This is a genomic window from Pseudoxanthomonas sp. JBR18, assembly GCF_028198165.1.
Lineage (GTDB): Bacteria > Pseudomonadota > Gammaproteobacteria > Xanthomonadales > Xanthomonadaceae > Pseudoxanthomonas_A.
Window position 1 is genome coordinate 2726202 of the sequence record NZ_CP116339.1, and the last position, 13483, is coordinate 2739684.

Annotated in this window: 11 protein-coding genes; 7 read left to right on the top strand and 4 right to left on the bottom strand. The window is 67.1% G+C overall.

All coding sequences use genetic code 11. The features are described from left to right. Positions 1–70 precede the first annotated feature (70 nt). The gene (locus PJ250_RS12310) at positions 71–1702 is read left to right on the top strand and encodes an acyl-CoA synthetase (RefSeq protein WP_271644853.1); all 1632 of its coding nucleotides are present in this window, start codon (positions 71–73) and stop codon (positions 1700–1702) included. Between the two features lie 105 nt (positions 1703–1807). Next, on the top strand, positions 1808–3712 hold the full coding sequence (prpE, locus tag PJ250_RS12315) for a propionate--CoA ligase (RefSeq protein ID WP_271644854.1): 1905 nt from the start codon (positions 1808–1810) through the stop codon (positions 3710–3712). A 64-nt stretch (positions 3713–3776) separates the two neighbouring features. Here prpE and PJ250_RS12320 read toward each other — a convergent pair whose 3' ends face one another. After that, complete coding sequence (locus PJ250_RS12320) at positions 3777–4979, bottom strand: citrate synthase family protein (protein WP_271644855.1); 1203 nt, start codon at positions 4977–4979, stop codon at positions 3777–3779. Positions 4980–5093: 114 nt separating this feature from the next. On the opposite strand from PJ250_RS12320, the gene prpB reads away from it, so the two are divergent. Together prpB and prpC are read left to right on the top strand one after the other, a co-directional pair. Then, positions 5094–5984, top strand: coding sequence for a methylisocitrate lyase (gene prpB / locus PJ250_RS12325; RefSeq protein WP_271644856.1), 891 nt, complete (start codon positions 5094–5096; stop codon positions 5982–5984). Positions 5985–6061: 77 nt separating this feature from the next. Continuing rightward, the gene (prpC, locus tag PJ250_RS12330; protein WP_271644857.1) at positions 6062–7216 is read left to right on the top strand and encodes a bifunctional 2-methylcitrate synthase/citrate synthase; all 1155 of its coding nucleotides are present in this window, start codon (positions 6062–6064) and stop codon (positions 7214–7216) included. Positions 7217–7298: 82 nt separating this feature from the next. Here prpC and PJ250_RS12335 read toward each other — a convergent pair whose 3' ends face one another. Both PJ250_RS12335 and PJ250_RS12340 read right to left on the bottom strand, forming a co-directional pair. After that, positions 7299–7754 (bottom strand): cell wall hydrolase, encoded by a 456-nt coding sequence (locus PJ250_RS12335; protein ID WP_271644858.1) that lies wholly within the window; start codon positions 7752–7754, stop codon positions 7299–7301. Between the two features lie 303 nt (positions 7755–8057). Next, a complete protein-coding gene (locus tag PJ250_RS12340) occupies positions 8058–10100 on the bottom strand; it encodes an NADPH-dependent 2,4-dienoyl-CoA reductase (RefSeq protein ID WP_271644859.1) in 2043 nt (680 codons plus the stop codon). 363 nt (positions 10101–10463) lie between these two features. Here PJ250_RS12340 and PJ250_RS12345 point away from each other — a divergent pair, with 363 nt between their 5' ends. The 3 genes from PJ250_RS12345 to PJ250_RS12355 all read left to right on the top strand — a co-directional run bounded on the left by PJ250_RS12345 (position 10464) and on the right by PJ250_RS12355 (position 13105). Then, the gene (locus PJ250_RS12345; RefSeq protein ID WP_271644860.1) at positions 10464–11543 is read left to right on the top strand and encodes an OmpA family protein; all 1080 of its coding nucleotides are present in this window, start codon (positions 10464–10466) and stop codon (positions 11541–11543) included. A gap of 224 nt (positions 11544–11767) precedes the next feature. Next, positions 11768–12298 (top strand): hypothetical protein, encoded by a 531-nt coding sequence (locus PJ250_RS12350; RefSeq protein WP_271644861.1) that lies wholly within the window; start codon positions 11768–11770, stop codon positions 12296–12298. Between the two features lie 51 nt (positions 12299–12349). Further along, positions 12350–13105 (top strand): pseudouridine synthase, encoded by a 756-nt coding sequence (locus PJ250_RS12355; RefSeq protein ID WP_271644862.1) that lies wholly within the window; start codon positions 12350–12352, stop codon positions 13103–13105. Here PJ250_RS12355 and PJ250_RS12360 read toward each other — a convergent pair. Next, positions 13102–13479 carry an HNH endonuclease gene (locus tag PJ250_RS12360; RefSeq protein ID WP_271644863.1) on the bottom strand — a complete coding sequence of 126 codons (378 nt, stop codon included), beginning with the start codon at positions 13477–13479 and terminating at the stop codon, positions 13102–13104. The genes PJ250_RS12355 and PJ250_RS12360 overlap by 4 nt on opposite strands. Between the last annotated feature and the right edge of the window lie 4 nt (positions 13480–13483).

Sequence of the window (13483 nt, forward strand, 5' to 3'; positions counted from 1 at the left end):
AAGGTCGGGCCGCGCGCATGGAGCCCCCTCGCTACGCTGGCGGCCTTCGCATGGGCACCGGGAGGGCCCGATGTCGCAGCAGGCCTATACGTCCGGGCTGGAGCGGAATCCGGCCAATTTCACCGCCCTGTCGCCGCTGAGTTTCCTGCGCAAGGCGGCGCTGGTGCATCCGCAGCGCATCGCGCTGATCCATGGTGCGCGGCGCCTGAGCTGGAGCGAGGAAGACGCGCGCTGTCGGCGCCTGGCGTCGGCCTTGCAAGCGTGGGGCATTGGCCAGGGCGACACGGTGGCAGCCATGTTGCCCAACACACCGGCGATGTTCGAACTGCACTACGGCCCCGCGATGCTGGGCGCGGTGCTCAACACGCTCAATACGCGCCTGGATGCGGCCACGCTGGCCTTCATGCTCGATCACGCCGAGGCCAAGGTCTTGTTCACCGACCGCGAGTTCTCGCCGGTGATTGAACAGGCGCTCGCGTCGTGCAAGCACCGCCCCCGCGTGATCGACGTGGACGACGCGGAGGCGATGACCGGCGTGCTGCTCGGCGAGATCGAGTACGAGGCGTTCCTTGCGGCGGGCGATCCCGACTTCGAGATGTGCCCGCCGCAGGACGAGTGGGAGGCCATCTCGCTCAATTACACCTCCGGGACCACCGGCGATCCCAAGGGCGTGGTCTACCACCATCGTGGGGCGTACTTGAATGCCATCGCCAACATCATCGACTGGTCGATGCCGCAGCATCCGGTCTACCTGTGGACGCTGCCGATGTTCCACTGCAACGGCTGGTGTTTCCCGTGGACGATGGCGGCCGTGGCCGGGACCCAGGTCTGCCTGCGCAGGTTCGATCCAAGGCGCGTGTTCGAACTGATGCGCGAGCACGGCGTCACCCACTTCTGCGGCGCGCCGATCGTGCACAGCGCCTTGGTCGCCGCGCCGGACGAATGGAAGGCAGGCTTGCGCGGGGTGCAGGCGCAGGTCGCCGGTGCGGCGCCACCGGTCGCGGTGATCGAGGGCATGGAGCGCATGGGGTTCCACATCACCCATGTCTATGGCCTGACCGAGGTCTACGGCCCGGCGTCCTTGTGCATCCCGCGGCAGGAATGGGATGCGCTGGAGGTCGGCCAGCGTGCCGAGCGCAACAGCCGACAGGGCGTGGCCTGCCTGCTGCAGGAGGACATGCAGGTGCTTGACCCGGACACACTGGCGCCGGTGCCGTGGGACGGGACGACCATCGGCGAGATCATGTATCGCGGCAACCTGACGATGAAGGGCTACCTGAAGAATCCCGATGCCACGCGGCGGGCCTTCGAAGGGGGCTGGTTCCATACCGGTGACCTGGCCGTGGTCGACCCCGATGGCTACGCCAGGATCCGTGATCGCGCCAAGGATGTGATCATCTCCGGTGGCGAAAACATTTCCTCGATCGAAGTCGAAGACGCGCTGTGCCGGCATCCGGCCGTCATGGCCGCCGCCGTGGTGGCGCGGCCGGATGAGAAGTGGGGCGAGACGCCGTGTGCCTTCGTCGAACTCAAGGAAGGCGGCGCGGCGCTGGACGCCGACACGTTACGCGAGCACTGCAGGGTCCATCTGGCGGGGTTCAAGATGCCTCGCGCCTTTGTCTTCGGCGCCTTGCCACGCACCGCCACCGGCAAGGTGCAGAAGTTCCTCCTGCGCGACCGTGCCAGGGACCTCGACGGCTGACACGCGCGGCCGCTTTGCGCCGCAGTGCAGCTTCGACCTTTGTCCAAAGGTGCGCCTGGCACCAGGCCTCTATGCTCGGCGGCACCGGTTCTGGGAGGGACGGTCATGACGTCGTACGAAGCGGTTTACCGTCGTTCCATCGAGGAACCCGAAGCGTTCTGGGGCGAGGAAGCCAAGGCGATCCACTGGCATGTGCCGCCGCAGAAGGTCCTGGATTATTCGAATCCGCCGTTCCGTAAATGGTTCGTCGGCGGGCAGACCAACCTCTGCTACAACGCGGTGGATCGGCACCTGGAAACGCGTGCCGACCAGCTGGCGCTGGTGGCGGTCTCCACCGAAACCGACATCACCCGCGAGATCACCTATCGACAGCTGCATGTCGAGGTCAACGCCTTCGCTGCGGTCCTGCAGCAGTTGGGCGTGGCGCGCGGCGATCGCGTGGTGGTGTACATGCCGAACATGGCCGAGGCGGTCTTCGCGATGCTGGCCTGCGCCCGCATCGGTGCCGTGCACTCGGTGGTCTTCGGCGGATTTGCCGCGCATAATCTGGCCCTGCGCATCGACGATGCCAAGCCCAAGCTGCTGATCGCCGCCGATGCCGGCATGCGCGGCGGCAAGGTGATTCCCTACAAGCCGATGATCGATGCGGCCTGCGCCGAAGCGCGGTTCGCCCCGCCCAAGGTATTGATCGTTTCGCGCGATCTGGATCCGGCCGAGCCGAAAGTGCCTGGGCGCGACGAGGACTACGCCACGCTGCGCGCGCAGGTGGGCGATGCGCAGGTGCCGGTGGAATGGCTGGAATCCAATGAGCCCAGCTATCTGCTCTACACCTCGGGCACCACTGGCAAGCCCAAGGGCGTGCAGCGCGATGTCGGTGGCTACGCGGTGGCCATGGCGCAGTCGATGCGCACGGTCTTCGACTGCGCGCCGGGGCAGGTGATGTTCTCCACCTCGGACGTGGGCTGGGCGGTTGGGCACTCGTACAACGTGTACGGGCCGCTGATCGGGGGCTGTACCTCGCTGTTGTACGAAGGCCTGCCCATCCATCCCGATGCGGGCATCTGGTGGGCGCTGTGTGAGCAGTACGGCGTGCGCACGATGTTCTCCTCGCCGACGGCGATCCGCGTGCTGAAGAAGCACGACATCGACTTCATCCGCCGCCACGACCTGTCCGAACTCAAGTACCTGTTCCTCGCCGGTGAGCCGCTGGACGAGCCCACCGCGCACTGGATCAACGATGCGCTGCGCAAGCCGGTGATCGACAACTACTGGCAGACCGAGACCGGCTGGCCGGCGCTGTGCGTGCTGCCGGGCGTGGACATGAAGCCGGTGCGCTTCGGTTCGCCGGGCTTCCCGAACCTCGGCTACCGGATGAAGGTCATCGACGAGGCGTCCGGTGAGGAAGTCGCGCCCAACCAGAAGGGCGTGCTGGTGATCGAGCCGCCGCTGCCGCCGGGTTGCATGAGCACGATCTGGAACGACGACCAGCGGTTCCTCGACAGCTACTTCAGCCATTTCAAGGAGCTGCTCTACAGCTCGCTGGACTGGGCCATCCGCGATGAGGACGGCTACACCTTCATCCTTGGGCGCACCGACGATGTCATCAACGTGGCCGGCCATCGCCTGGGCACGCGGGAGATCGAGGAGTCGGTGTCCGGCTTCGGCGCGGTGGCCGAGGCGGCCGTGGTCGGTGTCGCCGATGAGGTCAAAGGCCAGGTGCCGATCGTGTTCGCCACCCTGCGCCAGGCCACCGATGAAACCGCCGCGCGCAACAGCGCTGCCGATGGCATGCGCAGGATCGTGGAAACGGACCTGGGCGCGGTGGCGCGCCCGGCGCGGGTCTACATCGTCGGCGCCCTGCCCAAGACCCGCTCGGGCAAGCTGCTGCGGCGCTCCATCCAGGCCCTGGCTCAGGGCGACGATCCGGGCGACCTGTCCACCCTGGATGATCCCAACGCGCTGGACGAGGTGCGTCGTGCGCTGGATCGCGGCCCCGACGCCGGGGCCTGAAAGCTCGCTGGTGATCTGTCGTGCACCCGTTGGTGCAGCGGGGCCCATGTGCGGTGGCGGACGCTCAGTCCGCCGGTGCGGCCGCCGGCGGCAATCCGGTGTACTGCGCGCGTGGGCGGATCAACTTGCCCAGCGTCTGCTGTTCCAGTGCATGGGCCAACCACCCGGCCAGGCGGCCGCTGGCGAAGGTGACCAGCGCCGGCGTGGCGGGAAGCTCGAAGGCGTAACACAGCGTGGCCAGCATCAGGTCCACGTTGGGGCGCAGCCCGCTGACGTCCTCGGCGCAGGCGATCACCCGTTCGACCTCGCGCATGCGCGGGGTGTCGCCCACCGCAAGGCGCAGCATCGCCAGCAGTTCGGCGGCGCGTGGGTCGCCATGCGGATACAGCGCATGGCCGAACCCGGGCACGTCGTCGCCACGGTTCCAGCGGGTGGCCAGCGCATCGGGGCCGGCTTCCAGCACGGCATAGGCCCGCGCGGTCGCGCCGCCGTGACGCGGTCCGGACAACGCGGCCAGGCCGGTGCAGACCGTGGCATGCAACGGTGCCCCGGTGGAGGCGACCACGCGCGCGGCGAAGGCCGAGACGTTCAGTTCGTGATCGGCGCACAGCACCAGCGCCGCGCGCACCAGCTCGGCGAAGGCGGCGCTACCAGGCACCCAGTGGCCGGCCAGCTGTGCGTGGACCGGCGTGGCGTCGGGTGGGCGGGCGACCAACAGCGCCGCGTTCTGGCGCAGGAGCAGGGCGGCGGCCTCGTGCCGGACCGGCATGGCGAGGTTGAACGAGCCGCGCGTCTCCAGCGCCAGCAGGGGGATGCAGGCCAATGTGCGCTCCAGTGGCGGCAGTGCGTCGTCCAGGGCCACCCGGGTGATGGTGTCCGGCCACGGCGCAGGCGTGCTGGCGAACGGGTCCTGCACGCCGCAGTCCCACAGCAGGCGCGCGGTGTCCTCCAGCGTGGCGCCGTCGCGCACCGCCGCGACCGCCGAACGGCCGCGGTAATACGGACCATCGGGCTGGATCAGCGATATCCGGGTCTCCAGCACGGGCAGGCCGCGGTCCAGGCTCTGCGCGGCTCCGCGTGCCGCCCCGCGCCCGGCGCGCTTGTTCTGCGCCAGCCGTTCGACCTGGGCGCGTCGATACATGCGGCTGCGGTGGTCCGCGCCAGGGCGCGACTCCAGCAGGCCACGGCTGACATAGGCGTAGAGCGTCGCCGGGCTGATGCCCAGCAGGGCACAGGCCTGCCGGGCGGAAATCAGGTCGTGAGGCATGATCTATTGATTTGATCGATCAAGATTGATCAATGCTTCGCAGGGTGCCAGATTGCGCCTCGTCCTGCGAGCGACCGTCCGGGTCGGGCTCGCTTATTGATAAGGAGTGATGTCATGGCCTCCCCAAGTGCCGGCGCCCGCTTCCGTGCCGCCCTGGCCGCCGAGTCCCCGCTGCAGGTGATCGGTGCGATCAACGCCAACCATGCGCTGCTGGCCCAGCGCGCCGGCTACAAGGCGATCTACCTGTCCGGCGGCGGCGTGGCGGCAGGTTCGCTGGGCATGCCGGATCTGGGCATCAACACGCTCGAAGACGTCCTCATCGACACCCGTCGCATCACCGATGTCTGCGATCTGCCGCTGATGGTGGATATCGACACCGGCTTCGGCGCCAGCGCGTTCAACATCGAGCGCACGGTCAAGTCGTTGATCAAGGCCGGCGCGGCGGCCTGCCACCTTGAGGATCAGGTCGGCGCCAAGCGCTGCGGCCATCGTCCAGGCAAGGAGATCGTGTCCCAGGGCGAGATGGTCGATCGCATCAAGGCCGCCGCCGATGCGAAGACCGATCCGGACTTCTTCCTGATCGCGCGCACCGACGCGATCCAGGTCGAGGGCGTGGACAAGGCGATCGAGCGCGCCATCGCCTGCGTGGAGGCTGGCGCCGATGGCATCTTTGCCGAAGCCTCCTACGACCTGGACACCTACCAGCGCTTCGTCGAGGCGGTGAAGGTGCCCGTGCTGGCCAACATCACCGAATTCGGCGCCACCCCGCTGTTCACCCGCGAGGAACTTGCCAGCGTCGGGGTGGCGATCCAGCTATATCCGCTGTCCGCGTTCCGCGCCATGAACAAGGCTGCAGAACACGTCTACGAAACCATCCGCCGTGACGGTCACCAGAAGGCGGTGGTCGACACGATGCAGACGCGTGAGGAGCTCTACGAGCGCATCGGCTATCACGCGTTCGAAAACAAGCTCAATGCACTGTTCTCCAAGAGCAAGGTGGGCTGAGCCCCACGCTTGAGCAATCCGCGACGCGCGGCCCTGCGGCGCATCGCATCCAAAGGCATGCAAGAGGAGCGAGCGCCATGAGCGAAACCACCACACCCGGCTTCAAGCCCAAGAAGTCAGTCGCCCTGTCGGGCACGCCGGCAGGCAATACCGCGCTGTGCACCGTCGGCCGCACCGGCAACGACCTGCATTACCGCGGCTACGACATTCTGGACCTGGCCACGACCAGCGAGTTCGAGGAGATCGCCTACCTGCTGGTGCACGGCAAGCTGCCGACCGCCGCCGAACTGCGCGGCTACAAGGCCAAGCTCAAATCGCTGCGCGGCATCCCGGCGGCGGTAAAGGCGGCGCTGGAAGAGCTGCCGCCCTCGGCGCATCCCATGGACGTGATGCGTACCGGCGTGTCCGTGCTGGGCTGCGTCTCGCCGGAGAAGGACGACCACAACCATCCCGGCGCGCGCGACATCGCCGACAAGCTGATGGCCTGTTTGGGCTCGATGCTGCTGTACTGGTATCACTGGAGCCACAACGGCCGCGCGATCGATGTGGAAACCGACGATGACTCCATCGGCGGCCACTTCCTGCATCTGCTGCACGGCGAGAAGCCGCAGGATTCCTGGGTCAAGGCGATGCACACCTCGCTGATCCTGTATGCCGAGCACGAGTTCAATGCCTCGACCTTCACCTGTCGCGTCATCGCCGGGACCGGCAGCGACATGTACAGCGCGATCGCCGGCGGTATCGGCGCCTTGCGCGGGCCCAAGCACGGCGGCGCCAACGAGGTGGCCTTCGAAGTGCAGAAGCGCTATGACACGCCCGACGAGGCCGAGGCCGACATCAAGGCACGCGTGGAGCGTAAGGAAGTGGTCATCGGCTTCGGCCATCCGGTGTACACGGTCAGCGATCCGCGCAACAAGGTGATCAAGCAGGTCGCCCGTGAGCTGTCCGAGGAGGCGGCGAGCACCAAGATGTACGACATCGCCGGGCGCCTGGAGTCGGTGATGTGGGACATCAAGAAGATGTTCCCCAACCTGGACTGGTTCAGCGCGGTGAGCTACCACATGATGGGCGTGCCCACGGCAATGTTCACACCGCTGTTCGTGATCGCGCGCACCGCGGGCTGGAGCGCGCATGTGATCGAGCAGCGTATCGACGGCAAGATCATCCGTCCCAGCGCGAACTACATCGGGCCAGAGGATCTGGAGTTCATTCCATTAAAAAAACGTATCTGAGACGCTGCAGCTAGGCGCGTTTTGGGTCAAGAGAAAGGCCGGCGATCGCCGGCCTTTCTCATGCGCGTGATACGCGCCTGGGTCAGGAGCGGGGCTTGAGCGATTGCACGCGATAGAACGTGTGGTCGCCGATGGTCGCTACCGTGTAGGAGTTGCTCCAGGTCGGGTTGGCGATCGCGTGCGCCGCGAAGTGGCTGGCGCCGGGGACGATCTCGCGCCGGGTGCCGCGCGGCAATGCCCAGTTGCGCTCCGAGTCCAGCGCCACTCGAACCGAGCTGGCCCACGCGCCATTGTTCCGCAGGCGGGTGGAGGCCGGCACGATGCCCGGCGCGAACTGATGCCGGGCGGTGACCACATCGCACAGCGAGTCGCCCCACAGGCCGCTGTCGCGGCGCCGCAGCGCGACCTCTGCAACCGCTTCCTGCCCGCGCAGGCTCTGGTCGCGGGCTTCCAGGTAAACCGTCGTCGACAGGCACAGCGAGTCGGCGGCTGGCTGCGGCAACACGTGCGACAGCCAGAGAATCCAGGCCAGTTTCATCGAACTCCTTGCTCCGTTTGGCCACATCGGGGCTGTCGTCCCGGTACACCAGGGAAGACGGCTGACGACATGGTTGGGCGTCATGGGGAGGCAGCCGTCTCGCGGGCTGCCCGGTGCCGGTCGCACTGGGGATCAGTGCAAAGACCGGACAAACCCGCCTGAACTGGGCGGCGGGTCGAAAAAGTTGGCGCACGGTAAGGGGCGAATTCGAAACCTCACCTGAACATGGCGGCTTGCATTCACCCCCCGATTCAGGGTCATGGCGCGCCGTTTTCGACGTGGGGAACGCCTCTCGAAGCCTGCTCAGAGTGACGCGGCGAGGCGGCTAGCCTGGTCGATGGCGCGCTTGGCATCCAGTTCCGCGGCGACGTCCGCGCCGCCAATCAGATGAATCTTCATGCCTGCCGCTTCCAGCGCCGTGGCCAGCTCGCGCCGCGGCTCCTGTCCTGCGCACACGACGACCGTATCGGCAGGCAGCACCTGCACGACATCGTCGATGCGGATGTGCAGCCCGTCGTCATCCATGCGCAGGTATTCCACGCCACCCAGCATGTGCACGCCCTTGGCCTTCAGCGTGGCCCGGTGCACCCAGCCGGACGTCTTGCCCAGCCGCGCGCCGGGGCGACCGGCAGAGCGCTGCAGCAGCCACACTTCGCGGGCGGCCGGCTCAGGGCGGGGAGCGACCAGGCCGCCCGGTGCCTCGAAGCGGGCGTCCACCCCCCATTCGGCCATCCAGCGCGCAGGATCGGTCGAAGGGGATGCGCCGTCCTGGACCAGATACTCGGCCACATCGAAGCCGATGCCGCCAGCCCCGATCAGGGCCACGCGGCGGCCAGGCACGGCGCGTCCGGACAGGACATCCACATAGCCGACGACACGAGGATGGTCGGCGCCGGGGAATTCCACCTGGCGCGGCGTGATGCCCGTCGCGAGCACAACACGATCGAAGCTGCGCAGCATCGACGGGTCCGCCTGCGTGGACAGGCGCAGCGCGACCCCGGTGTCGTCCAGGCGCTGGCGGAAGTAGCGCAAGGTCTCGTGGAACTCTTCCTTGCCCGGGATGCGCTTGGCGTAGTTGAACTGGCCACCGATCTCGGCGCCGGCCTCGAACAGGGTGACGGCGTGCCCACGCTCGGCCGCGACGGTCGCGCAGGCCAGGCCCGCAGGACCTGCACCGACCACGGCCACGCGCTTGGGGGCGTCGGTCTTGCGGTAGACCAGTTCGGTCTCGGCGCAGGCGCGGGGATTGACCAGGCAGCTTGCGCGCTTGTTCTGGAACACATGATCCAGGCAAGCCTGGTTGCAGGCGATACACGTGTTTATTCGTTTGGCGTCGCCTTGGCGGGCCTTGCGGACCCAGTGCGGATCGGCGAGCAGCGGGCGGGCGAGGGACACCATGTCGGCCTGGCCTGATGCGAGGATGCCCTCGGCGACCTGGGGCATGTTGATTCGGTTGGTGGCGATGACCGGCACGGCGACCTCGCGCTTGAGCTTGGCGGTCACACTGGCGAAGGCCGCACGCGGCACCGAGGTCACGATCGTGGGGATGCGTGCCTCATGCCAACCGATGCCGGAGTTGATCAAGGTGGCACCCGCCGCCTCGACCGCGCGAGCCTGCTGGACGATGTCCGGCCACGCATTGCCGCCTTCGACCAGATCCACCAGGGACAGGCGATAGATGATGATGAAGTCCGGGCCGCAGGCCTCGCGCACGCGTCGCACGATCTCCACCGCAAAGCGCATGCGCCGCGCGACATCGCCGCCCCAGGCGTCGTCGCGCTGGTTGGTGCGGGCGGCGGTGAACTGGTTGATCAGATAGCCCTCCGAGCCCATCACCTCCACGCCGTCATAGCCGGCTTCGCGGGCCATGCGCGCGGCATGCACGTAGGCGCCGATCTGCCGCTCCACGCCCCGCGCGCTGAGTCCGCGCGGCTTGAACGGGTTGATGGGGGCCTTGATCGCCGACGGCGCGACCGACAGCGGATGGTAGGCATAGCGACCGGCGTGGAGGAGCTGCAGGCAGACCCTGGCGCCATGCGCGTGTGCGGCCTGGGTGACCTGCCGGTGCGGGCGGCCTTCCCACGGCCAGGACAGCTTGCCGCCGAAGGGCTTGAGCCAGCCGACCATGTTGGGCGCGAAACCACCGGTGACGATCAACCCGACCTCTCCCTGCGCGCGCTCGGCCACATAGGCGGCCAGCTTGGGAAAGTCCGTGGCGCGATCTTCCAGGCCGGTATGCATGGAGCCCATCAGCACGCGGTTGCGCAGCCGCGTGAAGCCAAGATCCAGCGGCGCCAGCAGATGGGGATAGGCGACAGGGGTGTCCGGCGCGTCGGAGGTCGGCATGTCAATACGCTTGCGTACGGTAAGTGCGCGCACCTTGCCGCAAGCGCGTTCGTGGAGCAAGGGTCAGCAGTGCGGTGCCATGCCTGAACGGCGGCCAATGAACGATTTGGATACAAATTCGCGGCGTGGATTTCACGCTCTGTGCGCCCTGGCCTCCGTATAACGTGCCCCGCGCCCAGCACGGAGCGCTGAAGACTTGTTAGGCAGCTGTTAACGTGGTCTTCACGAGTCCCTGCATAATGTGCGCCGGATGTTGACGGCCCAACCGCTGTTCAAACATGGAACTGGAATGCAGAACAGGTCGGGTTTTCCCGCTCCCACGCAGTTCGGTTTTCAAATCTCTGATCTCTCAAGGAGTCGCAAATGAACAAGAAACTTCTCTGCGCCGCGATGCTGGCCGGACTGAGCGTGGCGCAGGCCGCTGCGGCTCAGGAATTTGATGACCGGTGGTACCTGACCGGCGCTGTGGGCTGGAACATGCAGGACAACGATCGCGCGACGGACGATGCGCCGTTCGCCTCGATCGGCCTGGGCAAGTTCATCAGCCCGAACTGGTCGCTGGACGGTGAGCTGAACTACCAGAACCCCAACTTCGAAGACAACCAGGACCTGAACTGGAGCCAGTACGGCATCTCGTTCGACCTGCGTCGCCACTTCATCCAGGAAGGTCGCGGCTGGAACCCCTACGTGCTGATGGGCCTGGGCTACCAGCGCTCGGAAGAAGAGTACGACGCGTTCCCGAGCCCGAACTCGCCTGGCCAGAGCAAGGACGGCAACTTCGCCGCCAAGGTCGGCGTCGGTCTGCAGACCACCTTCGAAAGCAAGGTCGCCGTGCGTGCCGAAGTCGCCTATCGCGGTGATTTCAACGACCAGAGCGTTCGCGCTCCGGACGAGTCCTACTTCGGTGACGTGCTGGCCTCGGTCGGTGTGATCATCCCGCTGGGCACCAAGGCTGAGGCCGCTCCGCCGCCGCCGCCGCCGCCGCCGGCCCAGACCTGCGCGGACCTGGATGACGACGGTGACGGCGTCAACAACTGCGACGACAAGTGCCCCGGTTCGCAGGCTGGCCAGACCATCGGTCCGGACGGCTGCCCGGCTCCGGTCACCATCGACCTGAAGGGTGTGAACTTCGACTTCGACAAGTCGACCCTGCGTCCTGACGCGGTGGCGATCCTGTCCGAGGCCGTGGAGATCCTGCAGCGCTACCCCGACCTGCGTGTTGAAGTCGCCGGCCACACCGACTCGGTCGGTACCGACGCCTACAACCAGAAGCTGTCCGAGCGTCGCGCCAAGGCTGTGTACGACTACCTGACCAGCAACGGCATCGACTCCTCGCGTCTGGTCGGCCCGATCGGCTATGGCGAGAGCCGTCCGATCGACACCAACGAGACCGCCGAAGGCCGTGCGAAGAACCGTCGCACCGAGCTGAACGTCCAGAACTAATCTGGCGTCTCGCCGAGCGCCGCAGCCCTGCTGCGTCGCTTCGGGAAATTCGCAGAAGCCCGGCCTCGTGCCGGGCTTCTGCGTTTCCGGGTGCAGGCGGGAAGGCGGAGCGTATTCAGTCTTTTTATTTCAAGTATTTGCAAGAAAAACATCGCGTAACGGTTGATTGCCGGGCGGACGCCTGCCTACACTCGCGCCACCTCTTTGCCAGACACTTTTCCTCCATGCGCGTGCTTCCGTTTGCAGTCCTGTCGCTGCTCGTCGTCGCCCCATTCGCACACGCCCAGCAAGCAGGCGGCTGCAGCGGGATCAGTCCGCAGCCGTTGCCGCAGCGGGCGACGATCCTGCCGCCGGTCGCGGTGGAACTGTTCGCCAACACCACTCGTCTGGGCGCGCCAAGCGGTGTGCTGGCGCAGTCCTATGACGAGTCACAGTCGGTCGACCGCGTGTTGACGCGAATGAAGCTGGACGGCTGCCGGGAGACCGCCATGGCCACGCCTGCGGCCTCGGCCAACGATCCGGCGGCTTACAAGCCCAAGACGCAGTTCGACAACTCGCCCTGGCGTTTCGACATGAACCAGAACGGCAAGCGCATGACGGCCGACGAGTTCGATGCCTGGATGAAGGCGCGTGGGGTGCGCGTGGTCAAGGCCAAGCCAGCTGCGGCCGTTCCCGCCCCGGCAGCGCCGGGTGAGGCCTCCACGGCACCGGCGAGCCAGGTGCCGGCCGTGGCTGAGCCGGCGGGTAAGAACTGAGCATCTCCTGCCGTCACGGCGGTCGATAGGGCTGGGTTTGAACGGATGACCGTGCGCCGCAGGCCCTTGCAGGGCGCCGCACCGCGCCATGGGTTGGCGCGGGCACTCTCCAAGTTGGGGCTGTGTTCGCGCACCGAGGCGGCGCGCTGGATCGAAGCCGGTCGCGTGCGCGTTGACGGACGCGTGGTGCGGGATCCCGAATTTCCGACGATCGCAGGCGGGTCGCGCATCGAGGTCGACGGTCTGTCGGGTGCAGGCGCCAAGCGCCGTTATCTGATGCTCAACAAGCCACGCGGCTTGGTCACGACTGCGGCCGACGAGCATGGGCGCGAAACGATCTACCGCTGCTTCGAGGGCGTGGACCTGCCTTGGCTGGCGCCGGTCGGACGCCTGGACAAGGCCAGCGAGGGCCTGTTGCTGATGAGCAACGACCCTGCATGGGCCGCCGCGATCACCGATCCTGGGATCGGTCCGTCCAAGACTTACCACGTGCAGATCGATGCGATTCCCGACGCCGCGCTGCTGGCGCGGCTGGAACAGGGGGTCTTGAGCGAGGGCGAACCGCTGCGTGCCGCCCGTGCCACGCTGCTGCGCACCGGAACACGCAATGCCTGGCTGGAGATCACCCTGGACGAGGGCCGCAATCGCCAGATCCGCCGGCTGCTTGAGGCCTTCCACCTGGCGACGCTGCGCCTGGTGCGCGTGGCGATCGGCACGTTGCCGCTGGGCGGGCTGGCGAAAGGCGCGTGGCGGGACCTGACGCCGCAGGAAGTCAGCGCGCTCGCGCCGCCTTCGGACGTCCGCTAGGCATCACGCCAGCGCTGCAGGCGCTTGTCCAGCAACGCGGTGACCACTTCGATCGCGCGCGCATCCCGCGGGCCATTGGCGTCATGATGGCGGCCCTTGCCGTGATTGCATGACGCGCACGCCAGTGCGAGGTTGCGCGGATCGTCGGCATCGCCGCCGACGCGGGCGGTCAGCGCCTGTGCGCTTGCCATGCCGAACCAGCTTTGCGGCACCACGTGTTCCAGTGTCGCCGCGCCAAGCGGTTCGCCATCGGCACGCAGCTGCAGGACGCGCCGACAATGCAGGCAACGGGTGGTCCAGACCTCTTCGTTGAAGACGGCATGCGCATCGGTCCGCGCGGCCAGCAGCAGGCGTTGACGCAGGACGGTGCGCATGGCG